General features: G+C 65.8%; 23 protein-coding genes and 1 pseudogene. 17 read left to right on the forward strand and 7 right to left on the reverse strand.

The window, feature by feature from the left end:
* Positions 1 to 210: 210 nt before the first annotated feature.
* From BFE01S_RS23305 to BFE01S_RS23315, 3 genes are all read right to left on the reverse strand, one after another.
* Positions 211 to 528, reverse strand: a complete 318-nt coding sequence (locus tag BFE01S_RS23305; RefSeq protein WP_042338327.1) for a flagellar protein FliT — start codon at positions 526 to 528, stop codon at positions 211 to 213.
* Positions 529 to 546: 18 nt separating this feature from the next.
* On the reverse strand, positions 547 to 2,097 hold the full coding sequence (fliD, locus tag BFE01S_RS23310) for a flagellar filament capping protein FliD (RefSeq protein ID WP_028227574.1): 1,551 nt from the start codon (positions 2,095 to 2,097) through the stop codon (positions 547 to 549).
* Between the two features lie 172 nt (positions 2,098 to 2,269).
* Positions 2,270 to 3,742 carry a flagellin N-terminal helical domain-containing protein gene (locus BFE01S_RS23315; protein WP_028227575.1) on the reverse strand — a complete coding sequence of 491 codons (1,473 nt, stop codon included), beginning with the start codon at positions 3,740 to 3,742 and terminating at the stop codon, positions 2,270 to 2,272.
* 312 nt (positions 3,743 to 4,054) lie between these two features.
* Here BFE01S_RS23315 and BFE01S_RS23320 point away from each other — a divergent pair, with 312 nt between their 5' ends.
* Together BFE01S_RS23320 and rpsU are read left to right on the forward strand one after the other, a co-directional pair.
* The gene (locus BFE01S_RS23320; protein ID WP_028227576.1) at positions 4,055 to 4,996 is read left to right on the forward strand and encodes an aldo/keto reductase; all 942 of its coding nucleotides are present in this window, start codon (positions 4,055 to 4,057) and stop codon (positions 4,994 to 4,996) included.
* 366 nt (positions 4,997 to 5,362) lie between these two features.
* On the forward strand, positions 5,363 to 5,575 hold the full coding sequence (rpsU, locus tag BFE01S_RS23325) for a 30S ribosomal protein S21 (protein ID WP_006401410.1): 213 nt from the start codon (positions 5,363 to 5,365) through the stop codon (positions 5,573 to 5,575).
* 173 nt (positions 5,576 to 5,748) lie between these two features.
* On the opposite strand, the gene BFE01S_RS23330 is transcribed toward rpsU, so the two are convergent.
* Entirely contained in the window at positions 5,749 to 6,345 is a 597-nt protein-coding gene (locus BFE01S_RS23330; RefSeq protein WP_028227577.1) for a DNA-3-methyladenine glycosylase I, read from the reverse strand.
* Between the two features lie 160 nt (positions 6,346 to 6,505).
* Here BFE01S_RS23330 and BFE01S_RS23335 point away from each other — a divergent pair, with 160 nt between their 5' ends.
* Positions 6,506 to 7,390 carry a BadF/BadG/BcrA/BcrD ATPase family protein gene (locus BFE01S_RS23335; RefSeq protein WP_028227578.1) on the forward strand — a complete coding sequence of 295 codons (885 nt, stop codon included), beginning with the start codon at positions 6,506 to 6,508 and terminating at the stop codon, positions 7,388 to 7,390.
* Positions 7,391 to 7,578: 188 nt separating this feature from the next.
* Complete coding sequence (locus BFE01S_RS23340; protein WP_028227579.1) at positions 7,579 to 8,391, forward strand: Cof-type HAD-IIB family hydrolase; 813 nt, start codon at positions 7,579 to 7,581, stop codon at positions 8,389 to 8,391.
* A 26-nt stretch (positions 8,392 to 8,417) separates the two neighbouring features.
* Here BFE01S_RS23340 and BFE01S_RS39845 read toward each other — a convergent pair whose 3' ends face one another.
* Positions 8,418 to 9,119 carry a histidine phosphatase family protein gene (locus tag BFE01S_RS39845; protein ID WP_245621176.1) on the reverse strand — a complete coding sequence of 234 codons (702 nt, stop codon included), beginning with the start codon at positions 9,117 to 9,119 and terminating at the stop codon, positions 8,418 to 8,420.
* Positions 9,120 to 9,281: 162 nt separating this feature from the next.
* Positions 9,282 to 9,590: pseudogene (locus BFE01S_RS39850) on the reverse strand (aquaporin); the annotation flags it as partial.
* Positions 9,591 to 9,884: 294 nt separating this feature from the next.
* Here BFE01S_RS39850 and BFE01S_RS23355 point away from each other — a divergent pair.
* Positions 9,885 to 10,181, forward strand: a complete 297-nt coding sequence (locus BFE01S_RS23355; protein ID WP_028227580.1) for an H-NS histone family protein — start codon at positions 9,885 to 9,887, stop codon at positions 10,179 to 10,181.
* A gap of 176 nt (positions 10,182 to 10,357) precedes the next feature.
* On the opposite strand, the gene BFE01S_RS23360 is transcribed toward BFE01S_RS23355, so the two are convergent.
* The gene (locus tag BFE01S_RS23360; RefSeq protein WP_028227581.1) at positions 10,358 to 11,422 is read right to left on the reverse strand and encodes a glycosyltransferase family 4 protein; all 1,065 of its coding nucleotides are present in this window, start codon (positions 11,420 to 11,422) and stop codon (positions 10,358 to 10,360) included.
* Between the two features lie 599 nt (positions 11,423 to 12,021).
* On the opposite strand from BFE01S_RS23360, the gene flhD reads away from it, so the two are divergent.
* From flhD to cheY, 12 genes are all read left to right on the forward strand, one after another.
* A complete protein-coding gene (gene flhD / locus BFE01S_RS23365; RefSeq protein ID WP_028227582.1) occupies positions 12,022 to 12,339 on the forward strand; it encodes a flagellar transcriptional regulator FlhD in 318 nt (105 codons plus the stop codon).
* Positions 12,340 to 12,524: 185 nt separating this feature from the next.
* Positions 12,525 to 13,067 (forward strand): flagellar transcriptional regulator FlhC, encoded by a 543-nt coding sequence (gene flhC / locus BFE01S_RS23370; protein WP_028227583.1) that lies wholly within the window; start codon positions 12,525 to 12,527, stop codon positions 13,065 to 13,067.
* Between the two features lie 274 nt (positions 13,068 to 13,341).
* Complete coding sequence (motA, locus tag BFE01S_RS23375) at positions 13,342 to 14,202, forward strand: flagellar motor stator protein MotA (RefSeq protein WP_028227584.1); 861 nt, start codon at positions 13,342 to 13,344, stop codon at positions 14,200 to 14,202.
* 33 nt (positions 14,203 to 14,235) lie between these two features.
* The gene (gene motB, locus BFE01S_RS39855) at positions 14,236 to 15,339 is read left to right on the forward strand and encodes a flagellar motor protein MotB (RefSeq protein ID WP_084170110.1); all 1,104 of its coding nucleotides are present in this window, start codon (positions 14,236 to 14,238) and stop codon (positions 15,337 to 15,339) included.
* Between the two features lie 35 nt (positions 15,340 to 15,374).
* Positions 15,375 to 15,749 (forward strand): response regulator, encoded by a 375-nt coding sequence (locus BFE01S_RS23385; RefSeq protein WP_028227585.1) that lies wholly within the window; start codon positions 15,375 to 15,377, stop codon positions 15,747 to 15,749.
* Positions 15,750 to 15,824: 75 nt separating this feature from the next.
* Positions 15,825 to 18,224: a chemotaxis protein CheA gene (gene cheA, locus BFE01S_RS39860; protein WP_042338329.1), complete on the forward strand. Its 2,400-nt coding sequence runs from the start codon at positions 15,825 to 15,827 to the stop codon at positions 18,222 to 18,224.
* Between the two features lie 59 nt (positions 18,225 to 18,283).
* The gene (locus BFE01S_RS23395; RefSeq protein ID WP_028227586.1) at positions 18,284 to 18,799 is read left to right on the forward strand and encodes a chemotaxis protein CheW; all 516 of its coding nucleotides are present in this window, start codon (positions 18,284 to 18,286) and stop codon (positions 18,797 to 18,799) included.
* A gap of 188 nt (positions 18,800 to 18,987) precedes the next feature.
* Complete coding sequence (locus BFE01S_RS23400; protein ID WP_028227587.1) at positions 18,988 to 20,883, forward strand: methyl-accepting chemotaxis protein; 1,896 nt, start codon at positions 18,988 to 18,990, stop codon at positions 20,881 to 20,883.
* A gap of 237 nt (positions 20,884 to 21,120) precedes the next feature.
* Positions 21,121 to 22,053, forward strand: coding sequence for a CheR family methyltransferase (locus tag BFE01S_RS39865; protein ID WP_042338331.1), 933 nt, complete (start codon positions 21,121 to 21,123; stop codon positions 22,051 to 22,053).
* Positions 22,050 to 22,823 carry a chemoreceptor glutamine deamidase CheD gene (gene cheD, locus BFE01S_RS23410; protein WP_028227588.1) on the forward strand — a complete coding sequence of 258 codons (774 nt, stop codon included), beginning with the start codon at positions 22,050 to 22,052 and terminating at the stop codon, positions 22,821 to 22,823. The genes BFE01S_RS39865 and cheD overlap by 4 nt, the downstream gene beginning before the upstream one ends.
* Positions 22,820 to 23,962 carry a protein-glutamate methylesterase/protein-glutamine glutaminase gene (locus BFE01S_RS23415; protein WP_028227589.1) on the forward strand — a complete coding sequence of 381 codons (1,143 nt, stop codon included), beginning with the start codon at positions 22,820 to 22,822 and terminating at the stop codon, positions 23,960 to 23,962. The genes cheD and BFE01S_RS23415 overlap by 4 nt, the downstream gene beginning before the upstream one ends.
* Before the next feature lie 183 nt (positions 23,963 to 24,145).
* Entirely contained in the window at positions 24,146 to 24,541 is a 396-nt protein-coding gene (gene cheY / locus BFE01S_RS23420; RefSeq protein ID WP_028227590.1) for a chemotaxis response regulator CheY, read from the forward strand.
* Position 24,542 lies beyond the last annotated feature (1 nt).

Below are 24,542 nucleotides of genomic sequence, written 5' to 3' on the forward strand. Positions count from 1 at the left end.
AAACGGGCGCATTTTCCTGTGATTAGTCTAGTGAGGCGCGCGTGGGACGATTGGCCGAGCAAAGGCCGGATTGCCCCGCATTTCGCGGCCTTGCGGGCGCAGGCGTGGCCGGGACCTGAAACGAAAAAGCCCGCGCAAGGCGGGCTTTCGGGGACATGACGAACCCGGGCTGGGCCGGGGCAGGCTGCGGACTACTGTGCCTGCCAGGGCTCAATACCGCGCCATGCTCTGGTACTGGCGCGCAGCGTTCATGCCGGCAACGGCCGCGTGATACTCGTGCGACAGTTCGGTCTGCGCCGTGCGCGCGGCGTCGAGCCGAGCGATGTCCAGTGCCCGGATGCGCTGAATCAGTTCGAGCGAAGCCGGCTCCTGCGGCACGGCAATCCTGTGCAGCAGCGGCGAACGTTCGCTGGTGATGCGCGATGCGCGCCGCCAGTCGGAGAGCTGGACCGCCTCTTCGATTTCCAGTGTCATCGTATAGACCTGCTCGACCAGCTGCGTCTGGTTCATCTGCGCGTTCGCGTTCATTGCCTGGTCCTCGACGGATTACGAGCTCTTGTTGAGCGTGCCCGAGCTGTTGGAGCCGCCGAACAGCGCGGTCAGGTACTGCTGGTTGCTGTTCGTGGTCGCCATCAGCGTGTTCAGCGCCGTGAATTCCGCATTGTATTGCGACGTCAGCTGGCTCGAATAGGCCGTTAGCGCGTTGGTCTGCGTGGTCACGCTCTGCAGGTCGGCGGTGAGCGCGCTCGTGCGCGTATCGAGCAGGCCGCCGGTTTGCGTATAGGGCGTGGTCGCTGCGTTGATCTGCTGCGCGATACCGTTGGTCAGGTTGAACACCGCGGCTACTTGCTGCGGGTCGCTCTGCACGGCCGTGCTGAGCGTCGACGAATCGAGCGAGAGCGTGCCGTCCGCATTGAGCGTGATGCCGAGGGAAGCGAGCGTGCCCGTCACGCCGTCGCTCGAAACACTGCTACTCACGATGTTGCCGAGCGCGACCTGCAGGCTGGTCGTGAGCGAATCGCCGAGCAGCGGGCCGCCGCCGGAGCCGGCCGCGGCAGTCGAATCGAAGGACGTGAGCGAGCCGATCGTGCTCATGAGCGAGTTGTAGGCCGTCACGAAATTGCTGATGTCCGTGACTTCGGTGGACGTGTTGGCCGCCACCGACACCGTTTGCGCGCCGTTCGTCACCGCCGCCGAGGTCAGGTTCATCGTCACGCCGCTGATGACGCTGCTCACGGTATTGCTCGGACTCGTTGCCGTGGCGCCGTTCACCGTCATGATGGCGTCGAGCGCGGCGGAGGTCTGTTTCCAGGTGCCGCTGGACGGGCTGATCGTCGAAGTGCTGTTGGCCGTGGCGTCCACCGCGGCGGTCGTCGTCACGTCGAGGCTCTGGAGTGCGGAACTCGACGTCGAGCTCGCCGAAATGTTGATCGTGTTCGACGCGCCGCTGTTGGTGGCCTGGAGCACAAGGTGCTGGCCGTCCGAGCCGGTGATCACCGAAGCCTTCAGGCCCGGGTTGTCGTCGGCCGAATTGATGGCCGAAGCGATCTCGCTCAGGCTGTCGTTCGACGAATTGATGTTGATCGACATCGAGCTGCTGCCCACCGAGATGGTCAGCGCACCCGTGCCGAGCGATGCCGCCGCGGTCGTGGAGAACGCAGTGGAGGTGAGGGTCTGCGCGCTCGCGATCTGCGAGACGTTGACCGTGTAGCTGCCCGGCACGGCGCCGCTGCCGGCCGTGGCCGCGATGCCGGTGCCGCTGGCCGTCGCCGTGAAGGCCGTGAGCATCGAGCCGTTATAGAGCGGTGCGGAGGCGACCTGCAGACCCGAGATCGAGGCCATGAGCTGGCCGATCGCCGTGATCTGCGTGTTGTCGTTGGTCGATTCGGCCGTCAGCGAGGCCGTCTGGCCGGCAACCTTCGAGGTCACGAGTGCGGAGACGAGCGACTGCACGTCGATCGAGCTGTCGCCGGTTGAGCCGCCGATAATCGACTGGGCGGCTTCCTGCAGCGCGCTCTGGGCTGCGGCCTGCGCGGCGGCGGCCGCTTGCTGTGCCGTGGTGGTCGTGCTGCTGGTCGAAGAGGTGACAGTCGACATGGGGGCTCCGTACTCGCTCGTGAGAGCGTGGCTGCGATTGTATCCGGACGGGTGATCGAGCTTCGAAAACCGCCACAGGCGCAACGCCTATGGCAAAAATGGCTGCGCGGGCGCGCCGTGTGAGAGGTTCACGGCGCGCCCGCGTTCAGGGACCGAAGTCCGTTTGACTACCTTACTGCAGGAGCTTCAGAACTTGCTGCGGCTGCGAGTTCGCTTGCGCGAGCACCGAGATACCGGCTTGTTGCAGAACCTGTGCCTTCGAGAGGTTGGCGGTTTCCTGCGCGAAGTCCGCGTCGGTGATCTGCGATTGTGCGCTCGACAGGTCGGTCGACTCGGCTTGCTGCGACGTTGCGATACCCGTCAGACGGTTTTGAGCTGCACCGAGCGTTGCCTGGATGTTGTTGATCGTCGCGAGTGCGTTGTCGATCGATTCCATCGCCAGGTTTGCGCCGGCCGTCGTGCTGACGTTGACCTGGGCAACCGAAGTCGGCTGGTTCATGAAGTTGATCTGCTGCAGCGAGTCGCCGGTCGCGCTGGCGGTGGTCGTTGCGGCCGAGCTGCTTGCACCGTAGACCGTGCTGCTCGGCGTGCCGGCCGAACCGAAGCTGATGCCCGTACCGCCCGACGAGAAGATTGCGGCTGCTGCTGCGCTTTGCAGCTGGTTGCCGTTCTGGTCGAAGTACGAGAAGCCGCCCGAGCCGTTCGATTCGACGGTGATCGACGTGATGACGTTCGCTGCACCTGCCGATGCCGCCGAACCCGTTGCCGAGTTGAGGTTCAGGCCCGAGAGCACGCCCATCACCGTGCCCGACGCTGACGTCGAACCGCCGCCCGTGAAGTTCGAGTTGATTGCCGCGAGTTCGTTGGTCAGGCTGAGGCCGTTGCTCGTGCCGCTCGCGAGGCCGATGCTCGAGATGCCGTTCGAACCGCCCGTCACCGTGAACAGGTTGCCCGTGACCGAGCTCGACAGAACCTGGTTGTTCTGGTCGGTGAACGTGAAACCGCCCGTGCCGTTCGCGAGGATGTTGATCTGCGTGATGGCGCCCGTGCCGCCCGACGAGTTGGCCGCGCCGGTCGAGGTCAGGTCGAGACCCGTGATCGTGCCGACCGTGTTGCCAGCCTGCACCGTGCCGTTACCCAGCGATGCTGCCGAAACGCCCTGGCTCAGGTTGATCGAGATGGTCTGGCCGACGTTCGCGCCGACTTGCACCGAAACGTTGCCGGCCGTGCCGTTCAGCAGGTTGATACCGTTGTACGTCGTTTGCGACGCGAGACGGTTCACTTCCGAGATCTGCTGCGCCACTTCCTGTTGCAGAGCCGACTGGTTGCTTGCCGACAGCGAACCACCTGCCGCTTCGTTGGCGAGCTGGCGGATGGTTTGCAGGCTTTGCGTGATCTGGCTCAGACCCGTGCTGGCCGTCTGCACCATCGACACGCCGTCGTTCGCGTTCGAAACGCCTTGCGTGAGGCCGTTGATCGCGGTTTGCAGGGTCGTCGAAATGGCGAGACCGGCTGCGTCGTCCGCTGCGCTGTTGATGCGCTTGCCCGACGACAGGCGGGTGATGGCCTGCGAGAGTGCGCTGCCCGAACCATTCAGGTTTTCCTGAGCAACGAGCGACGGGATATTACTGTTAATGCTAAGCATGGAATTCTCCGTAGAGGCAAGAGTCTGAAAAACCTGGCCACGTTGAAATCGGCGGAAGCTTTCTTTCGTTCATTGCTGGCCGCCTCAGTGAAGGATGACGGCGGGGGTGAAAAAAACTTGAGGGGCCCAATCGATAATCCCGACCCGATTGGGCCTGGCCCGCCGCCCTCCGGCCGCCGCGCTGCAGCGGCGGCGGGCGCGGCGTATGCTTTGCGGGTGATTTCGATTTCGAACCCAGGCGTTATGGAATCCGGGCCGGCGCCCAGGTACCAAAGTGCTGAAGCGCCAGCCCGGACCGACACCGGAGACATCATGGAACTACGCAGCATCGGCAACGCTGCCTTGCAGGTTGCGCCGCTCATGTTCGGCGGCAATGTGTTCGGCTGGACCGCGGACGAAGCCACTTCGTTTTCGATTCTCGACGCCTTCACGGACGCCGGCCTGAACTTCATCGACACGGCCGACGTGTATTCGGCATGGGTGCCGGGCAACCAGGGCGGCGAGTCGGAGACGATCATCGGCAAATGGCTCGCGAAGAGCGGCAAGCGCGAGAAGGTGGTGATCGCAACCAAGGTGGCGAAGGATGCGCGCCGCCCGGGCCTCGCTCCCGCCAATATCGCCGCTGCAGTGGAGGATTCGCTGCGGCGTTTGCAGACCGACTACCTCGACGTCTATTTCTCGCACGAAGACGACCAGAAGGTGCCGCTGGAAGAGACGCTGGGCGCCTATCAGCGTCTGATCGAAGCCGGCAAGGTCCGCGTGATCGGGGCTTCGAATTACAGCGGCGCGCGTCTGGAGGAGGCGCTGGCCGTGTCGCGCAAGGCCGGGCTCCCGGCGTATCAGATCATTCAGCCCGAATACAATCTGTATGACCGCGCCCACTACGAAGCCGACCTCGAACCCGTGGCGCTGGCCCAGAAGCTGGCAGTCGTGCCCTATTACAGCCTCGCGAGCGGCTTTCTCTCGGGCAAATACCGCTCGCGCGAGGATCTTTCGAAGAGCGCGCGCGGCTCGCGGGTGGAAAAGTACCTGGATCACCGCGGCGTGCGCATCCTTGCGGCGCTCGACCATGTTGCGCAGCGCCATGGCGCCACGCTGGCGGCCGTGGCGCTCGCGTGGCTGATCGCGCGGCCGAGCATCACGGCGCCCATTGCCAGCGCAACTTCGCTGGAGCAGTTGCAAAGCCTCGTGGCGGCGGTGCACCTGAAGCTCGATCCGGCGGATATTCAGGCGCTCAACGACGCCAGCGCCTGATTTCGCGGGGCGTATCAAATGGCGCCAGAACGACGCACTGCGGCTCGGGCACGCAAGTGTCTGAGCCGAATCAAGAAACTGTGGCCGGCATGATCTTTTCCTGATATCATTGAGAGTGAATTGAGATCTTTGCCTGTTTTGTTGCCGTGTTCGTTACTGTTGGCGGCCGCAAACCGGCGGTCAGGCGTGAAGCTGCAAGGTAAGCCTGGTCGCGTTCCGCAGTGAACCCCCTACTTCTCTTTTCCGGCCTCCGTGGCCGCCTTGCCTTTCGTTACGCCCCATGCGGCGAACGACCGGAGGGCCGGTGCGCGAGCGGTTTTACGCTTGCGCCTTTGAACCGTATCAAGCGATTGAGTTAGGAAATACATGACGACGATTCTTCTGAAGGAAAACGAGCCGTTCGAAGTGGCGATTCGCCGCTTCCGCCGTGCAATCGAAAAGAACGGCCTGATCGCCGAGCTGCGTGAGCGCCAGTCTTACGAAAAGCCGACGGCCGTTCGCAAGCGCAAGAAGGCCGCTGCTGTGAAGCGCCTCCACAAGCGCCTGCGCAGCCAGATGCTGCCGAAGAAGCTCCACTAAGCTTCTTTCGCGCTTACTGCTGTACCGCCAGACGGCGGCGCATGCTTCTTTCGAAGCTGCGCCGCCGTTTGCATTGGTGCGGCCGATATGCAGCCGATATGCAGCCGATATGCAGCCGATGTGCGGCCGATGTGCGGCCGACCGGTGTCGATCCGGGCCGCCGCACCGGGCGCTCAGGCCTTGTCCGCCGCGCGCCGCTTCTTTCCCTTTGCCGCACAGCCCGCACGGCACATGCAGTCGCGCTCGTGGTCGTTGACCATGCCCACGGCCTGCATGAACGCGTAGCAGATCGTCGTGCCTACGAACTTGCAGCCGTATTTCTTGAGCGCCTTGCTGAGCGCATCCGAGACTTCGGTGGAGGCCGGCGCGTCGCGATACGACGGCCAGTCGTTCTGGATGGGCGTGTCGTTCACGAACGACCAGATGAAATTTGCGAGCGAGCCGTGCTCGGCCTGGATCTCCTGTACCACGCGTGCGTTGACGATGGCCGCCTCGATCTTCGCGCGGTTGCGCACGATCGACGCGTCCTGCATGAGCGTTTCGACGTGCTTCGGCGTAAAGCGCGCCACCTTGGCGACATCGAAACCGGCGAACGCACGCCGGTAGCCTTCGCGTTTGTTGAGGATCGTGGACCACGAGAGGCCCGCCTGCGCGCCTTCCAGCACGAGCATTTCGTAGAGGTGCTGGTCGTCGCGCGACGGCACGCCCCATTCGTTGTCGTGATAATGCGCAAGCGCTTCGGTGGTCGCCCAGTTGCAGCGGTGAGTCACGGTGTCGTCTCCTTGCCTCGGGTTCGGTCAGGCCCCGTCAGCATAGCGGATCGGTGCCGCTCCGCCACCCTGGCCGAGTGGCCGATTGTGCGAACGCGCGAGGTCCGTTAGTCTCTGCGGCAACTCATCGCGACCTCGCGCGCAAGCCGCGCTCATCATCATGCAGACATACACCTGGCTCGTTGGCGTGGACGGCGGCGGCACCGGCACGCGTGTGGCCATCGGCGAAGCGAATGGCACAGAACGGGCGCGCGCCGCCGCAGGGCCTTCGGGGCTCGGTCTCGGCATTGCGCGCGCGTGGGAATCCATCGAAACCGGATGCCGCGCGGCGTTCGAGAAGGCGGGGCTCGCCTTCGACTGGTCGCAGTGCGTGCTGGGCTGCGGGCTCGCGGGCGTGAACAACCCCGACTGGCTTGCCGCGTTTCGCGAGCAGGCGCCGCCGGTGGCCGGACTCGCGGTGCAGAGCGATGCCTACACGACGCTGCTCGGCGCGCACGGCGGCGAGCCCGGCGTGGTGGTCGCACTGGGCACCGGCAGCATCGCGGCGGTGCTCGACGCATCGGGTGCGTGCCGCATTGCCGGCGGCTTCGGTTTTCCGTCCGGCGACGAAGCGAGCGGCGCCTGGTTCGGCCTGCGCGCCGTGGTGTGGGCACAGGAAGCACTCGATGGGCGCGCGCCGTTCGATGCCTTCGCTCAGGCGCTGCTGGCCCATACGGGCGCGACCGATCGCGACAGCCTCATTGTCTGGCTGTGCGCCGCCAACCAGACGGGGTATGCGAGCCTTGCCCCGGTGGTGCTCGCTCACCGCGAGCATCCGTTCGTGGCGAAACTGCTCGCCGAAGCCGGCGAAGCCATTGCGAAGTTCATCGTCGCGCTCGATCCTACGACCGCATTGCCGGCGGCGCTGTCGGGCGGGCTCGGCCAGCCGTTGCGGGAATGGGTGCCGCAAGCCGTTCGAGAGCGGTTGCGCGCGCCGCTGGCGGATTCCACGAGCGGCGCGCTCATGCTGGCGCAGCGCGAGGCCGCGCGACTCGCCGGGGCTTGATGAGGCTTGATGAGGCTTGACGGGGCTTGACGGGGCTTGACGGGGCTTGGCAGGGTTTGAGGGCGCCGCGCAGCGGCAACGCCGTGCTCGAGTCCTGGCCCCTGCCTGTGCGCCCGCGTTTGGCGTCGCGCCCCCTGCGTAGATGCTACGATTGGACGTTTCTCGCCTCGCTGCCCGCGCTTTCTCCCATGTACCAGGTTATCGCAACCGATCTCGACGGCACGCTGCTCAACTCGGATCATCAGCTCGATCCCTTCACGGTCGCCACGCTCAACCGGCTCGATGCCCGGGGCCTGCCGTTCATCATTGCCACGGGGCGCCATTATTGCGACGTTGCGGGCATTCGCGACGTACTCGGCATCCGCCCGTATCTGATCACGTCGAACGGGGCGCGCGTCCATGCGCCCGACGACACGCTGATTCACGCCCGCAATCTGCCCGAGCCGGTGATCCAGCGCCTCGTCGCGCCCGATGTGACGGGCGAGCATGGCCGGGTAATCGTCAGCCTGTTCTCGGACGATGCATGGTTCATCGACCGCGATGCGCCCGAGCTGCTGGCATTCCATCAGGACTCCGGCTTTACGTATCGCGTGACCGACCTGCGCGCGCACGACGGCGTGGGCGTCGCCAAGGCGCTCTATATCGGCGATCCTGCGGATCTCGCGCACATTTCGCGGAGTCTGGAAGAAGAGTTCGGCGACGCGCTCTACATCACCTATTCGCTGCCCGACTGCCTCGAAGTGATGACGGCCGGTGTCTCGAAAGGCCGCGCGCTGCGCGTCGTGCTCGAACGACTGGGCATGGCGGCGTCGGGCTGCGTGGCGTTCGGCGACAACATGAACGATATCGACCTGCTCGAAACCGCGGGCCATCCGTTCATGATGAACAACGCGAACCCCGACCTCATTGCCCGTCTGCCTGCTGTGCCGCGTATCGGCAACAACTTCGAGGCAGGCGTCGCGCATCATCTGCGCAAGCTCTTTGCACTCAGCGACGCTTAACTCGCCTTAACGGCGTACGCCGGAGGCTATTGCGCGGCGCCGGGCAGCGCGGCGCAGGGGCAATCCGTGGAACGGCCGTCGAGGCCCTCGTGGTCGTGCGCGAAGCTCACGCGAGGCGCGTCTGCGCTCCAGTCGATGCGCAGTACGTAGATGCTGTCGAAGTCGGCGCTCTTCCACTTCGGTACGGTGCCCGGGTCGCCGCCGTGCGCGCTCACGATCTGACGCACGAGCTGTTCGATCTCGCGGTGTTCCCAGCCGACCAGCACCGTGCGGTTACGCCATTTCGGATCGACTAGCGTGTCGGCCAGCTTGCTGATTTGCGCATAGCCGTACGGCGTTTGCACCGGCAGGCCGAACTGGATCGCCGCAGGCTCGACCGTCGCGAGCGGGCGCACGTAGTAATAAGACTGGCCGCCGTCTTCCTTCTGCTGGCCGGGGTCCGGTGCGTAGACGGCGTCTGGCTTGCCGTATTTCGCGGCAATTACGGCCGGCAGCGCGAGCGCGCGGTTCAGGCCTTTGCAGTTCAACTGGCCGAGGCCGGCACCGGGCTTTTCGCCGTGGCGCACGAACACCAGCGTTTCCACGTTGTTCGCGCTTGCCGGCGCGGCGGCATCGGCCGCCTGCGCGCCGGCGCTTGCCGTCGCCAGCGAGGCCGCGATCAGGGCTGATGCGAGAGCGGGCGTGAGGCTCGAGGCAAGCTGCCTCAGCCGGATGTGTGAGCGCTTCATGATGCGGACCCTGGACGGTAGAGGTCGATGAGTCGCCCGATTCTAGCAGCGCTGCCGCGTCGTGCCGGGCGGCGCGCGCAGCGTCTTCGCACGCATTTGAGCGATGAAAAGACGAACGGGCGCCGCGGCGCCCGTTCGATCAATGTGGAATATCAGCTCGCGAAACGCCACGAAGGCGCCGAGAATTGCGCCGAGCACCTGCGCCACGATGTACGGCAAGAGGTCGCGCGCCGGGATGCGCCCCGCGACGGCGAGGCCCACGCTCACGGCCGGATTCAGATGGCAGCCCGAAATATGCCCGATGGCGAACGCCATGGTGAGCACGGTCAGGCCGAACGCGAGCGCCACGCCGACGAAGCCGATGCCGAGCCCGTGAACCGGGCCGGCAAAGCTGGCCGCAAGCACCGCGTTGCCGCAGCCGCCCAGCACGAGCCAGAAAGTGCCGAACAGCCCGGCGGTGAGTCGTTTGGATCAGTGCATCTTCTGATACTTCGAAAGTCGATTAGAAGTGGCCGGTAAAAAGTCCGCTTCCAGCGAGTCGCAGATTCCAGGCAGTCAACCGGTTCGAGACTGTGGAGAATTGTCAATTCCGGCGCGAATGATCGAATTATTGCGTAGGGCGGACGCCGGATTTCATCGTGGCAGGCCAATCGTTAAATATCGGAAATTGACTGATAAAACCGTATTACCAGCGATTGCTAATTCCCGTATTTACGTCTAATCTCCTTTTTAGTCGATTTTCGTGACAAAGAAGGGGGGAAAGGAATGTCGCAATATTCAGAACTCAAAGCCCAGATCGCCAAGCTTCAGGCCCAGGCCGACGATGCGCGGCGTACCGAAATTGCGGACGTCATTGCCACGATCCGCGAGAAAATTGCCGAGTACGGGCTGAGCGCCCAGGACCTCGGCTTTGCAGCCGGCGCCCGGCGCGGGCGTCCGCCCAAGAAGGCGCCGCTGCCTCCGCGCTACCAGGATCCGAAAACGGGCGCGACATGGAGCGGGCGGGGCAAGCCGCCCAAGTGGATCGCGGGCAAGAATCGCGAACGCTATCTGATCGGTTAGCGCAGGCGGCTTGCGGGCCGCTTACGTTTTCGTGAATAAAGAGCCGCGTGCTTCCACGCGGCTCTTTATCAAGATATGTTCGTCAATTGTCTTAATGCGGCATACGCAAACGATACACCGCGTGTATTCGTCGGCTTTATCCGGTATGCGAGTGCGCGCCGGATACCGCCGCGTTATCAGCCCGCTGCAACACGGCGCAGCATCGGCCGGCGTTCCGCTTCGATCAGCGCCGTATACGTTTCCACGTAATTGCGCGCCATCGTATGCGAGGTAAAGCGGCGTTCGAACTGGGCGCGAATCGCTTCGCGTGAAAGCGAATCGATATTTTGCAGTGCCGCCACGGCACCCTGCGCATCCTCCACGATAAAACCCGTTACGCCCGGATCGATCACTTCCGGCACCGAACCGCGATTGAACGCGATCACCGGCGTGCCGCAGGCCATGGCTTCGATCATCACGAGGCCGAACGGCTCCGACCAGTCGATCGGGAACAGCAGCGCTTTCGCACCCGAAAGGAACGCGGGCTTCTGCGTTTCGTCGATCTCGCCGACGAATTCCACATGGGCCTGCGAGAGCAGCGGCTCGATTTCGGTCTTGAAGTAGTCGCGGTCCACCTTGTCCACCTTGGCGGCGATCTTCAGCGGCAGGCCGGACAGCGCGGCGATGCGGATGGCGGTGTCCACGCGCTTTTCCGGGCAGATGCGGCCGAGGAAGGCGAGGTACTCGGGCTTGCGGCCGGGCTCCGGGGCGAGCAGATTCTTCGGCAGCCCGTGATAGATCGTGTTTTGCCAGTTGGCCTGCTGAAGCGGCTGGCGCTGCGAATCCGAAATCGATATTACCGGCGCGTCCGGGAACGAGTCGAACACCGGTTGTAGTTCGGGCAGATCGAGCCGGCCGTGCAGCGTGGTGACGAATGGCGTATCGAGCGTCGAGAAGAGCGGGAACGGCAGATAGTCGAGGTGGAAGTGCAGCACGTCGAACTCGTGAGCCGCGCGGCGCACGCGTTCGAGCAGCACGATGTGGGGCGCCAGTGCGTCGCGAACGGTCGGATCGAGCCGCAACGCGCGTGGCCAGGCGGCTTCGAGCTTCGCCGAGGTGACCGAATCGCCGCTGGCGAACAGTGTCACGTCGTGGCCAAGATCGACGAGCGCCTCGGTCAGATACGAGACGACGCGCTCCGTGCCGCCATAGAGCTTGGGCGGAACGGCTTCGTAGAGCGGCGCAATTTGGGCGATTCGCATGAGTTGGATCTCCTTGGAGCCTGGGCCGCGACGGTTGACGCCTGAGCATCGCCCCGCGGAAAGCGCCGCACGGCAGGTGCGGGCGCAAGGGCATTGAGCGGTATGTCGAGATATCGGGGTATGGGGTTATCCCTGAGTCCCATTATGAAGATGTGACTCGCCGATACGAGTTCTTTTGCAAACGCTTAACCTTGTTACAGCGGGAAACACCGTCCCACCGGCATTTTGCGGCCCGCGCGCCGCGGCGGGCCGACGCTCGTATGCAAGCGGCGTGCCCGGCGCCGGGAAAAGCGGCACGCCAGTATTACAAGGTAATGAAACCGTTTTATAATCCGTGCATTACGAGGTCATCTATGCGCATGACATAACATCTGCGCCCATCCCCCCCTCCCCCCGCCTCGTTGTCAGAAAAATTCCTACACGGTTGCGAAGCGATTTCCTGCAAATCGTCGCGGTGTCCGTCCAATTTCCAGTTGCGCACGGCCTGGCCACAATGCCGCTATGACCATAAACGGGCCGCTCGTCCAGATTTTCTGGACGCAATCGAGCAAACGTTTCCGTAACCGGCCTGACCAGCCGATTCGCATTCGGGGGTATCCATGAGCGCGACGACTCACAGTGACATGCTCAGCGAGATCAAGGAAGTGAACCTGTCGTACCTGTTGCTCGCGCAACGCCTTTTGCGTGAGGACAAACCGACGGGCATGTTCCGCATGGGGATCTCGGAGCAACTCGCCGAGGTCATCGCCAATCTCTCGCTGGCACAAACCGTCCGGCTCGCCGCATCGAACCAGGTGCTGTGCCGTTTCCGCTTCGACGATCACGCCATCCTCAGCGCACTGGCCGAGAAGGGCAAGTCCGCTCAAGCGCACACCGCCATCCTGATGGCGGGCCAGCCCGTCGCCCAGTTCGACTGAACCACCTGCCGTTGCGGCACGCCTTCCTTCGCGACTGCCTGTCCTCGCGACCGGCCCGGCGAGCCCGCTGCGCTTGTCCGCACTTCTGCGCCGGCGAGCGGGGCGGCCGCCGAAGCCGGATCAGGCGGATTAAAGCTGCGCACCCGAAAAGCCGATCAGAAAAGCGAAAACCCAGCCGGAGGGCTATGGCGACAAAGAGCGTGGTACTCGAGGTCAAGGAGATTGCTCTCGCGATCGAGCTGATCGAACTCGGCGCGCGGCTGCAATTGCTCGAAGCGGAAACCACGCTGTCGCGCGACCGCCTGATCCGGCTCTACAAGGAAGTCAAGGGCGAATCCCCGCCCAAGGGCATGCTGCCGTTCTCCACGGACTGGTTCATGACCTGGCAGCCCAACATCCAGTCTTCGCTCTTCTACAACACCTTCCTGTTCATGAGCCGGCAGGCGCGCTGCGAGCCGGTTCACGCGATCGTGAAGAGCTACCGGCTCTATCTCGAGCATATGCAGTTGCAGGGCGACGAACCGGTGCTGAGCCTCACCCGGGCCTGGACGCTCGTGCGCTATTTCGCCTCAGGCCTGCTGCAGATGACGCCGTGCAGCCGCTGCGGCGGCCACTTCGTGGCGCACGCCCACGACCCGCAGCGCGGCTTCGTCTGCGGGCTCTGCCAGCCGCCTTCGCGCGCCGGCCGCACGCGCCGCAGCAGCGAAGCCGCCACGGCCGAGGGCTGAGCGCAGCGGGCAGGGCGCCGCGCCCGGCGCGTTGCCCACGGCAGCGGCCGCAAGCGCCGCCGCCGGCCTTCCCGACAGGCCGCGAGCCCGCCGACCCGGCACCAACGCTGCACCAACGCGGCCCCAGCAGGGCGCTTTGTCTGATCAATCCCTCCCGCGGGCTAGCCCTAACGGGGCATACCCCAATCCCAAAGTTTTCCGCATCGATGCCGTAAACCAGCTAAGGACGCGGGCCGACGGCGGTGCGCGGCACTTTCTTAGTGAGGACCCAGCTGTGCTGATTTTCGTGGGAGTACTCGTGACGATTCTGTCCGTCTTCGGCGGTTACGCGCTCGAGGGCGGCCATCTCGGGGCCATGATGCAGCCGATGGAACTGCTGATGATCGGTGGTGCGGGCGTTGGCGCGTTCATCCTCGGCAACGGCATGAAGACGATCAAGTCGACCCTGAAAGTGGTCCCGACGCTCTTCAAGGGGTCGAAGTACAACAAGGACGTGTACATGGAGCTGCTCGCGCTGCTCTACGTCCTGCTCGCGAAGGCACGCAAGGAAGGCACGCTCACGCTCGAGGCCGACATCGACGATCCGATGAAGAGCCCGATCTTCACGCAGTACCCGAAAATCCTCGCCGACCACCACATCGTCGAGTTCCTCACCGACTATCTGCGCCTCATGGTGGGCGGCAACATGAACGCTTTCGAAATCGAAAGCCTCATGGACGAGGAAATCGAAACGCACCACCACGAGGGCGAGGCGCCCGCGCATGCGCTCGCCAAGGTCGGCGACGCGATGCCGGCCTTCGGTATCGTCGCCGCGGTGATGGGCGTGGTGCACACCATGGCTTCCGCCGACAAGCCTCCGGCGGTTCTCGGCGAGATGATCGCCCAGGCGCTGGTGGGCACCTTCCTCGGCATTCTGCTTTCGTATGGCCTGATCGGCCCGCTTTCGAGCGTTGCCGAGCAGCGCGTGGCCGAGTCCACGAAGATGTTCCAGTGCATCAAGGTGACGATCCTCGCGAGCCTGAACGGCTATGCCCCTGCCATCGCGGTGGAGTTCGGCCGCAAGGTGCTGTTCTCGACCGAGCGTCCGTCGTTCTCCGAGCTCGAAGAACACGTGCGCCGCGTGAAGGCGAAGTAAGGCCTGCACGATGAAACCGGCAAGGAACGCGCGATGAGCAAGGACAAGAGCCAACCGATCGTCGTCAAGAAGTCGGCGCCCGCGAAGGGCGGCCACCACGGCGGCGCGTGGAAGCTCGCCTACGCGGACTTCATGACCGCGATGATGGCGTTCTTCCTGCTGATGTGGCTGCTGTCCTCGGCTTCCACGACGCAGTTGCACGGCATCGCCGAGTACTTCAACCAGCCGCTGAAGATCACGCTCTGGGGCGGCGATCGCAGCGCGACGGATTCGAGCATCGTGAAGGGCGGCGGGCGCGACATCTCCACCGACCAGGACGGTGTCCAGCGCCGCACCGACGGCTCCACGGCGCGTGCCGAGCACACCGCCTCGAAGAGCGACGACGAGGCGATGAAGCAGTTGAAGGGCTCGCTCGAGCGTCAGGAGCAGGTGCGCCTGCACGACCTGCAGATCAAGCTGATGGCCGCGATCGAGGCGAACCCCGTGCTGCGCCAGTTCAAGCAGCAGATCCGCATCGATTCGACGCTCACGGGCCTGCGCATCGAGATCGTGGATTCGCAGAAGCGCCCGATGTTCGCCACCGCGCGCGCCGTGGTCGAGCCGTATATGCGCGACATCCTGCGCGCCATCGGCGAGACGCTGAACGACGTGCCCAACCGCATCATCGTGCAGGGCCACACCGACGCCGTGCCCTACGCGGGCGGCGAGAAGGGCTACAGCAACTGGGAGCTTTCGGCGGATCGCGCGAACGCCTCGCGCCGCGAGCTGATTGCGGGCGGGATGGATGAGTCGAAGGTAATGCGCGTGATCGGCCTCGCCTCCACGCAGAACCTGAACAAGGCCGATCCGCTCGACCCCGAGAATCGCCGCATCAGCATTCTGGTGCTGAACAAGAAGTCGGAAGACGCGCTGATGCACGACGACTCGACCACCACGACGCTGTCGGACGACGCCGCCGGGTCGGGCAAGTCGCTGTCGCCCGATCAGCTCGTGCCGGGCGCGGCGCCCGTGAAGGTGCCGCCGGTGGCGGTGCCCGGGCCGGTGAAACTCCCGCCCGTGCCCGCGCCGATGGTGGTAGCACCGGCGGTAGCCCCGCCGCCGCCGGCGGTGGGACCGGCAGAGCAGGCGGCACACTGAAAGCGCGACGGCAACAGGAAAAGTGCGAGGAGCGGATGATCAGGAACATTCTGGCGATCGACGATTCGGCGTCCATGCGGGAGATCCTGCAGGCGGCGCTGGGCGGAGCGGGTTACGAAGTGACGTTGGCCAACGACGGCGAGGACGGGCTGGAGCACGCGCTCGCGCAGTGCTTCGACCTCGTCCTCACGGACCTGCACATGCCGCGCATGAGCGGCCTCGACCTGATCCGCAAGCTGCGCGCGAATCCTTCGTACCTCGAAACGCCCATCCTCGTGTTGACCACGGAATCGGACGAAACCTTCAAGGTGGCGTTGCGCGATGCAGGCGCGACAGGCTGGCTGGAAAAACCGGTGGACCCGGAACTGCTTGTCGATCTGACGAGCGCACTCGGCGAGACGCGCGCCTGACGGCGCAAGACTCGCGGCGCGCACGACACGACAGTACTGGCACCCCAAACAGGCATATATCGCGGTGAAAGAGGCATGACACTCGACATCACTCAGTTCTATCAGACGTTCTTCGACGAGGCGGACGAGCTGCTCGCGCAGATGGAGCAGTTGCTGCTGAATCTGAACGTTGGCCGGCCCGATCCCGAGGACCTCGCGGCGATCTTTCGCGCGGCGCACTCGATCAAGGGCGGCGCGGCGACGTTCGGCTTTACCGCGCTCACCGAAACGACGCACATCCTCGAATCGCTGCTCGACCGGGCTCGCAACAACGAGCTCGTGCTGCGCAAGGACATGATCGACACGTTCCTCGAAACGAAGGACGTGTTGTCCGACCAGCTCGCGGCCTACCGCGCGAGCGCCGAGCCCGACGCGGCCGCGGCGGCCGCCGTGCGCGCGAAGCTCGAGCGCCTCTATGCGGAAAGCCGCGGTTTGCCGGCTCCGGCGGAGGCTGCGGCGCCCGCACCGGCTCCAGCCCCTGCCCCCGCTCCTGCGGTGGCGCCCGCGCCGGTTGCCGCGAGCGCGCCCGAAGTGGATAGCGAAGCCGATCTCGACGCGGCCTTCGAAGCGAACCTGCCTTCGGCCATGGCTGCGGCCCCGGCGGCTGAGGCTGCCGGCGCGCCCGAGCACGTGGTCGATCAGGCGATTGCGGCCGCGCCGGCGCAAGTCGCGGGCGGGGCAGCCGAAGGCCCGCATCTGCGCATCACGCTGCGCCGCGTCGATCCGAAGGACCAGGAGCTGCTGCTCGAAGAGCTCGGCAACCTGGGCCGCGTGCTGGGTCAGGTGAAGACCGGCGACGACATCACGCTCTGGCTCGAAACCGACGTGCCCTCGGACGACATCATCGCCGTGTGCTGCTTCGTGATCGACGAAAGCCAGATCTCGATCGGCCGCGGCGCCGCGCCGCAAGGCGAGGGCGAAGCGGCGCCCGCCGTCGTGGCTGCGGCGCCCGCGCCGGTTCAGGCGGCGGCGCCTGCTCCGGCACCTGCCGCCCCTGCCGTTGCACCCGCGGCACCCGCCGCACCCGCCGCACCCGTTGCGCCGGTTGCCGCGGCACCGGTTGCGGCGCCTGTACAGGCGCCCGCGCCGGCCCTCGTTCAGGAGGCGGCGCCCGTCGCTGCCGTGGCCGCCGCCCCGCAAGCGGCCGCACCCGCGGCCGAAGCCGACCGCAAGCACCGCCCGGCCGCCGCCGCCGCGTCGGCCGAAGGCAGTTCGATTCGCGTGGGCGTGGAAAAGGTCGATCAACTGATCAACCTGGTGGGCGAGCTCGTCATCACCCAGGCGATGCTGGCGGAAACCACCAGCACGTTCGACCCGGCGCTGCACGACCGCCTCTTCAACGGCATGGCCCAGCTCGAGCGCAACGCGCGCGACCTGCAGGAAGCCGTGATGTCCATCCGCATGATGCCGATGGATTACGTGTTCAGCCGCTTCCCGCGTCTCGTGCGCGATCTCGCGGCCAAGCTCGGCAAGGAAGTGGAGCTCGTCACGTTCGGTCAGGCGACCGAACTCGACAAGAGCCTCATCGAGCGCATCATCGACCCGCTCACCCACCTCGTGCGCAACTCGCTCGACCACGGCATCGAAACCGTGGAAGCGCGCCGCGCCGCGGGCAAGGACGGCACGGGCCAGCTCGTGCTCTCAGCCGCGCACCACGGCGGCAACATCGTGATCGAGGTGAGCGACGACGGCGCGGGCCTGCGCCGCGACAAGATTCTCGCGAAGGCCATGAAGCAGGGCATGCAGGTCAGCGAAACCATGGCCGACGAAGAGGTCTGGAACCTCATCTTCATGCCGGGCTTCTCCACCGCCGAGCAGGTCACGGACGTCTCGGGCCGCGGCGTGGGCATGGACGTGGTCAAGCGCAACATCCAGTCGATGGGCGGCCACGTGGAGATCACCTCGCACGCGGGCAAGGGCACCACCACGCGCATCGTGCTGCCGCTCACGCTGGCGATTCTCGACGGCATGTCGGTGAAGGTGGGCAACGAGATCTTCATCCTGCCGCTGAACTTCGTGATGGAGTCGCTGCAGCCGCGCCACGAAGACATCTACACCGTGACGAACGGCGACCGCGTGGTGCGCGTGCGCGGCGAATACCTGCCGCTCGTCGCGCTCCACCAGGTGTTCAACGTGGAAGGCGCGCGCACGGAGCCCACCCAGGGCATCGTGACCATCATGGAAACCGAGGGGCGGCGCTTCGCCATGCTGATCGACGAACTGGTCGGCCAGCAGCAGGTGGTGGTGAAGAACCTCGAAACGAACTACCGCAAGGTGCACGGCATTTCGGCGGCGACCATCCTCGGCGACGGCAGCGTCGCGCTGATCGTCGACGTGGCCGCGCTCAACCGCGAAACGCGCGCGAGCCATGGTGTCAGTTCCGGCCACGGCGCGGGCGCGAGCCAGAACGCCGGCTCGTTCGCAGAATTCGCATGACCGCATGAAGCTCAAGCAGCGCTTTATCCCAACCATCTCCCAACAGTTCAGGGGCTAACGTGGCAGAAGTCCAATCCATTCATGGCGCCGGCGCGCACCGCCGCGACGCGCAGCAAGCCGACGCGGGCGGTGCGGAATTCCTCGTCTTCACGCTCGGCGCGGAAGAGTACGGCATCGACATCCTCAAGGTGCAGGAAATCCGCGGCTACGAGAGCGTGACGCGCATTGCGAATGCGCCCGAGTTCATCAAGGGCGTCATCAACCTGCGCGGCATCATCGTGCCGATCGTGGACATGCGCATCAAGTTCCATCTGGGTCGCGTCGAGTACGACCATCAGACCGTCGTGATCATCCTGAACGTCGCGCATCGCGTGGTGGGCATGGTTGTGGACGGCGTGTCGGACGTGCTCACGCTGCAGATGGACCAGATCATGCCGGCGCCGGAGTTCGGCGCCACGCTCACCACCGAGTACCTCACGGGCCTCGGCACGGTGGACGGCCGCATGCTGATTCTGATGGACATCGAAAAGTTGATGACGAGCCGGGAAATGGCATTGACCGAGGTACTCGGCTGAAACATCGCGAACGGTTAATCGGGGGTGGTCCCCTTGCGGGGACCCGCGCGGGAGAGCGGAAGCCGCCGTCAAGAGCGGCAAACCGCCTTGCTGGCGGCGCACGCCGCCGAACCGGCTGACGCGAAGCTCGCCGCAAGACTCGACACGACACTCGCCGAACGCCCCGCTACAGGACAGGAGCAATCGAGATGCTGCACAGGTGGTCGATCCGCACGACGCTCACGGGCGTCGGGGTCATTCTGGTTGCGCTGACCCTCGTGGTCGGCGCGCTCGGGCTGGTCGCGCTCGGCAATGCGAGCGACTCGCTCGGCGCGATTGCGCGCGGCGACCTCGTCGCCATGCGCTCGCTCAACGACGCCTCGTCGTATCTGCTGCGCTCGCGGGTCGCGCTCGAACGCGTGAGCGCGCTCGCCGCCGCGAACCAGACCGACGATGCGAAGAAGGCGCTCGATCGCGCCGAGGAACTGCTCACCAAGGGCAACGACGCCTGGAAGGCTTTCCAGGCCGCGCAGAAGAACGGCCTCGACGCCGCCGCGCTCGACGCGCTGGGGCAAAAGCGCGCGGCGCTGCTGCAAGACGGCGTGCAGCCCGAGCTGGCGGCGCTGCGCGCGAACGATCTGAACGCGTATCACGCGATTGCCGACACGAAGATCAGCCCGATGTTCGTGGACTACGACAACGTCGCGGCCCCGCTCGAGCAGGCCCTGCTGGACGGCGCCCAGGCGCGCGAGGCAGACGCGCGCTCGCAGATCGCGCTGATGCGCACGCTGATCGCCGGCACGGTCGTGATCGCGCTGCTGATGGTGGTGCTGATCCGTTTCGCGCTGCGCGGGCTCATCGTGCAGCCGCTGAACGACGCCGTGGACTGCTTCGAGCGCATCGCCCAGGGCGACCTCTCGCAGCCGATCGAGGTGTACAGCCGCAACGAAATCGGGCGCCTCTTCGCGGGCATCAAGCGCATGCAGGAAAGCCTCATCAAGCTCGTGAGCGCCGTGAATACGGGCGCGAGCTCGATCGACATCGGCGCGCGCGAAATCGCGATGGGCAACACCGATCTCTCGCAGCGCACCGAACAGCAGGCCGCTTCGCTGCAGGAAACCGCGTCGAGCATGGAACAGCTCACGGGCACCGTGAAGCAGAACGCCGACAACGCGCGCCAGGCGAGCCAGCTTGCCGTGAACGCCTCGGACATCGCCACGCGCGGCGGCGAGGTGGTGGGCGAAGTGGTGCATACGATGCAGGACATCGCGGCAAGCTCCGCGAAGATCGTGGACATCATCAGCGTGATCGAGGGCATTGCCTTCCAGACCAACATCCTCGCGCTCAACGCGGCCGTGGAAGCGGCACGCGCGGGCGAGCAGGGCCGCGGCTTCGCGGTGGTGGCGGGCGAAGTGCGCAGCCTCGCGCAGCGCAGCGCGAGCGCGGCCAAGGAGATCAAGGAGCTCATCAACAACTCCGCGCAGAAGGTGCAAAGCGGCTCGGAACTGGTGGGCCGCGCGGGTTCCACGATGGACGAGATCCTCCAGGCCGTGCGCCGCGTGACCGACATCATGGGCGAGATCAGCGCGGCTTCGGAAGAGCAGTCGGGCGGCATCGAACAGGTCAACCGCGCCGTCACGCAGATGGACACGGTCACGCAGCAGAACGCGGCGCTCGTGGAAGAAGCCGCGGCCGCGGCCGCCTCGCTCGAAGAGCAGACGCGGCAGTTGCAGACGGTGCTCGGCATCTGGCGCACGGGTAGTGCGGGCGCGTCGGGCCATGCTTCGGTTGCGGGTGCAACGAGCGGTGCGGGCGGCGCAAGCGGCGGTGCAGGCGGCGCAAGCGTGCGCAGCCCTGCGGCGCGTTCGGTTGCGCTGCCTTCGGCGGCATCGGCCAGCGCCGCGCCGGCAGCGGCAGCGGCTGCAGTCAAGCGCGCGCCAGCGGCATCGGCTGCCCATGCCGCACCGGCAAAGCCGGCGGCCGAAACCGCCCCGGCGGCCACTGCCGCGCCCGCGCACAAGCCGGCGCCGAAGGTGCTGCCGCAGCGTGTGGAACCGGTGGTGAAGTCGGCAGCGTCCGACGACGCCGACTGGGAAACGTTCTAGCCAAGACGATTTGACGACCTGAAGAGCAACCGCAATGCACACGAGCGCACAAGAACGGGATGAGTCGTTCCGCGCGGCCGTCCGCGAGACCGCCGCCGCGCACGACGCGCTGCACGCATTGCGAACCGGCACGCGTGCGGCCGGACAACGGGGAGGCGCAAGACGATGAAGGGTTTGCGTTTTTCCCGTGAGGGACGCGGCGAGAGCGCCGCCCCCACCAGGAGCGCCTCCGCCGGCATGCCGGGCGCGGGCGGCGAGAGCAACCGCGACTTCGAATTCACGACGGCGGACTTCGAGCGCATTCGCGCGCTGATTCACCGCCGCGCGGGCATTTCGCTCTCGGACCACAAGCGCGACATGGCGTACAGCCGTCTTGCGCGGCGCCTGCGTGCGCTCGGTCTGGAGAGCTTTCGCGAGTATCTGGATCAGCTCGAATCGCGCCAGGACGTCGAAGAGTGGGAGGCGTTCACGAACGCGCTCACCACGAACCTCACGGCGTTCTTTCGCGAGGCGCATCACTTTCCGATTCTCGCGGAGTTCGTGAAGCGCCGTCCGCAGCCGGTTTCGGTCTGGTGCTCGGCGGCTTCGACGGGCGAGGAGCCGTACTCGATCGCGATGACGCTGATCGAAGCGCTCGGCGAGCGCGCGGCGCGCGAGGCCAGGGTGCTCGCCACCGACCTCGACACCCAGGTGCTCGCCAAGGCCGACTCGGGCGTCTACGCCTGGGACCAGGTGAAGCATCTCTCGCAGGAGCGGCTCAAGCGTTTCTTCCTGAAGGGCACGGGCGCGCATGCGGGCCTCGTGAAGGTGCGCCCGGAACTGCGCGCGATGATCCGCTTCGAGCAGCTCAATCTCACCGATGCGGACTACGGCCTGCGGCAGACCTTCGACGCGATCTTCTGCCGCAACGTGATGATCTACTTCGACAAGCCGACGCAGGGCCAGGTGCTGACCCGCTTCGAGCCGCTCATGAAGCCGGACGGCCTGCTCTTCGCCGGTCATTCGGAGAACTTCACGTACGTCACGCAGGCGTTCCGTCTGCGCGGCCAGACGGTGTACGAACTCGCGCGCGGCGGCCGCCGCGACGAAGGCGGGTCCGCGGCGCCGGCATCGGCGGCATCGGCCGCCTCCGGCACGCAGCGCGCCGAGAAGATCGGAGTGACAGCATGAGCACCAGCCTCCCGATCGCCACGAACCGCTATTTCGACGCGCACTTTCAGCGCCCGGGCGTGAAGCTCCTGCCCAACGAGTTCTACACGACCCACGAAGACATGGTGCTCGTGACGGTGCTCGGCTCGTGCGTGGCCGCGTGCATCCAGGACCGCACGGCGGGCATCGGCGGCATGAATCACTTCATGCTGCCCGACGACGGCGCCGATGTCGCCCAGGCCGCCTCCGACGCGATGCGCTACGGCGCCTACGCGATGGAAGTGCTCATCAACGAGCTCATCAAGGCGGGCGGGCGCCGCGAGCGCTTCGAAGCCAAGGTGTTCGGCGGCGCGGCCGTGCTCGCGGGCATGACGACCATGAATATCGGCGACCGCAATTCGGCGTTCGTGCGCCGCTATCTGGCGATGGAGAACATCCGCATCGTCGCCGAAGACCTGCAGGGCTCGCACCCGCGCAAGGTTGCTTTCCTGCCGCGCACGGGCCAGGTGATGGTGAAGAAGCTGCGCCTCACCCAGGACCCGAGCGTGACCGAGCGCGAGCAGGCGCTCGCGCGGCAAACCCCCGAAGCGCGCGCAGAACGTCTCGCGAAGGCGCGCGCCCGGGTCGAGCTGTTTGGCCTCGCTTCGTCGCGGGGGGCCGCGACGGGGCAGCAGGCCGCTTCATCCCAGCCGTCGCCTGCGCGCGGCCGCATCGAGCTCTTCGGTGCGGCCGGCGCAGCGCCGCGGCCCACAACAAATCAAGACAACGCCAGGACAGTAGAGGAGGCGTGAACGCTGTGCAAAAAATCAAAGTACTCTGCGTCGACGATTCGGCGCTGATCCGCAGCCTGATGACGGAAATCATCAACAGCCAGCCGGACATGACCGTAGTCGCAACCGCGCCCGATCCGCTCGTGGCGCGCGAGCTCATCAAGCAGCACAACCCCGACGTGCTCACGCTCGACGTGGAAATGCCGCGCATGGACGGGCTCGATTTCCTCGAAAAGCTCATGCGCCTGCGGCCGATGCCGGTCGTGATGGTGTCGTCGCTGACCGAGCGCGGCAACGAAATCACGCTGCGCGCGCTCGAACTGGGCGCCGTGGACTTCGTGACGAAGCCCAAGGTCGGCATTCGCGACGGCATGCTCGACTACGCCGAAAAGCTCGCCGACAAGGTGCGCGCCGCGGCCCGTGCGCGCGTGCGCGTGCGGCCTGCCGCAGCCCATGCGCCGGCTGCCGCCGGTGCCGTGGGCGGTGCAGCGGGCGCCGCCGCGAGCGCGCACGCCGCGCCGGCGAGCGCGAGCCCGGCGCCGATGCTCAACAATCCGCTCCTCTCGACGGAAAAGCTCATCATCGTGGGCGCCTCGACGGGCGGCACCGAAGCGATCCGCGAAGTGCTCACGCCGCTGCCGCCCGACGCGCCCGCGGTGCTGATCGCGCAGCACATGCCGCCGGGCTTCACGAAGTCGTTCGCGCAGCGCCTGAACGGCCTGTGCCGCATCACCGTGAAGGAAGCGGAGCACGGCGAGCGCGTGCTGCCGGGTCACGCCTACATCGCGCCGGGCCACGCGCACCTGCTGCTCGCGCGCAGCGGCGCGAACTACATCGCGCATCTCTCCGACGAGCCGCCGGTGAACCGGCACCGCCCTTCGGTGGACGTGCTGTTCCGTTCGGCGGCCGCGCACGCGGGCAAGAACGCCATCGGCGTGATTCTCACGGGCATGGGGCGCGATGGCGCCGCGGGCCTGCTCGAGATGCGCAACGCGGGCGCTTACACGCTCGCGCAGGACGAGGCGAGCTGCATCGTGTTCGGCATGCCGCGCGAGGCAATCGCACTCGGCGCGGCAGACGACATCTCGCCGCTCGCCGACATGAGCCGCCGCGTGATGGCGCGTCTCGCCATGATGGGCGAGCGCGTGCAGCGCGTGTAACGGGTGCGTCAAACCCGGCCTGTGCAACACCCGCATGGCGCAGCAAAAAGCGCCTGCGAAGCAAGATTGAGCGATGGCGTCGGCGTTGGACGACGGCGCGATCGATCGCGATTAATTTATCTGGATCGGTGTCGCGCTTGTCTGGATAATTGCCCGGGGTTAAGCCTGGAGGAATGAAACGAGATGGATAAGGGAATGAAGATTCTGGTGGTGGACGACTTTCCGACGATGCGCCGGATCGTCCGCAACCTGCTCAAGGAACTGGGCTATTCGAACGTGGACGAAGCCGAAGACGGCGCCGCGGGCCTCGCCCGCCTGCGCAGCGGCAGCTACGACTTCGTGATCTCCGACTGGAACATGCCGAACCTGGACGGTCTCGCCATGCTCAAGGAGATCCGCGCCGACGCCTCGCTCACGCACCTGCCGGTGCTGATGGTGACGGCGGAATCGAAGAAGGAGAACATCATCGCGGCGGCCCAGGCCGGCGCGAGCGGCTACGTGGTGAAGCCCTTCACGGCCGCGACGCTCGACGAGAAGCTGAACAAGATTCTCGAAAAGATGGCCAAGGCCGGGAGCTGAC

The sequence above is a fragment of the Paraburkholderia ferrariae NBRC 106233 genome, from assembly GCF_000685035.1.
Classification (GTDB): domain Bacteria; phylum Pseudomonadota; class Gammaproteobacteria; order Burkholderiales; family Burkholderiaceae; genus Paraburkholderia; species Paraburkholderia ferrariae.

Excerpts from the sequence above, each read along its gene's own strand:
- BFE01S_RS23305 (WP_042338327.1), bottom strand. The coding sequence starts at position 528 with ATGAACGCGAACGCGCAGATGAACCAGACGCAGCTGGTCGAGCAGGTC.
- fliD (WP_028227574.1), bottom strand. The coding sequence starts at position 2,097 with ATGTCGACTGTCACCTCTTCGACCAGCAGCACGACCACCACGGCACAG.
- BFE01S_RS23315 (WP_028227575.1), bottom strand. The coding sequence starts at position 3,742 with ATGCTTAGCATTAACAGTAATATCCCGTCGCTCGTTGCTCAGGAAAAC.
- BFE01S_RS23320 (WP_028227576.1), top strand. The coding sequence starts at position 4,055 with ATGGAACTACGCAGCATCGGCAACGCTGCCTTGCAGGTTGCGCCGCTC.
- rpsU (WP_006401410.1), top strand. The coding sequence starts at position 5,363 with ATGACGACGATTCTTCTGAAGGAAAACGAGCCGTTCGAAGTGGCGATT.
- BFE01S_RS23335 (WP_028227578.1), top strand. The coding sequence starts at position 6,506 with ATGCAGACATACACCTGGCTCGTTGGCGTGGACGGCGGCGGCACCGGC.
- BFE01S_RS23340 (WP_028227579.1), top strand. The coding sequence starts at position 7,579 with ATGTACCAGGTTATCGCAACCGATCTCGACGGCACGCTGCTCAACTCG.
- BFE01S_RS39845 (WP_245621176.1), bottom strand. The coding sequence starts at position 9,119 with ATGAAGCGCTCACACATCCGGCTGAGGCAGCTTGCCTCGAGCCTCACG.
- BFE01S_RS23355 (WP_028227580.1), top strand. The coding sequence starts at position 9,885 with ATGTCGCAATATTCAGAACTCAAAGCCCAGATCGCCAAGCTTCAGGCC.
- BFE01S_RS23360 (WP_028227581.1), bottom strand. The coding sequence starts at position 11,422 with ATGCGAATCGCCCAAATTGCGCCGCTCTACGAAGCCGTTCCGCCCAAG.
- flhD (WP_028227582.1), top strand. The coding sequence starts at position 12,022 with ATGAGCGCGACGACTCACAGTGACATGCTCAGCGAGATCAAGGAAGTG.
- flhC (WP_028227583.1), top strand. The coding sequence starts at position 12,525 with ATGGCGACAAAGAGCGTGGTACTCGAGGTCAAGGAGATTGCTCTCGCG.
- motB (WP_084170110.1), top strand. The coding sequence starts at position 14,236 with ATGAGCAAGGACAAGAGCCAACCGATCGTCGTCAAGAAGTCGGCGCCC.
- BFE01S_RS23385 (WP_028227585.1), top strand. The coding sequence starts at position 15,375 with ATGATCAGGAACATTCTGGCGATCGACGATTCGGCGTCCATGCGGGAG.
- cheA (WP_042338329.1), top strand. The coding sequence starts at position 15,825 with ATGACACTCGACATCACTCAGTTCTATCAGACGTTCTTCGACGAGGCG.
- BFE01S_RS23400 (WP_028227587.1), top strand. The coding sequence starts at position 18,988 with ATGCTGCACAGGTGGTCGATCCGCACGACGCTCACGGGCGTCGGGGTC.
- BFE01S_RS39865 (WP_042338331.1), top strand. The coding sequence starts at position 21,121 with ATGCCGGGCGCGGGCGGCGAGAGCAACCGCGACTTCGAATTCACGACG.
- cheD (WP_028227588.1), top strand. The coding sequence starts at position 22,050 with ATGAGCACCAGCCTCCCGATCGCCACGAACCGCTATTTCGACGCGCAC.
- cheY (WP_028227590.1), top strand. The coding sequence starts at position 24,146 with ATGGATAAGGGAATGAAGATTCTGGTGGTGGACGACTTTCCGACGATG.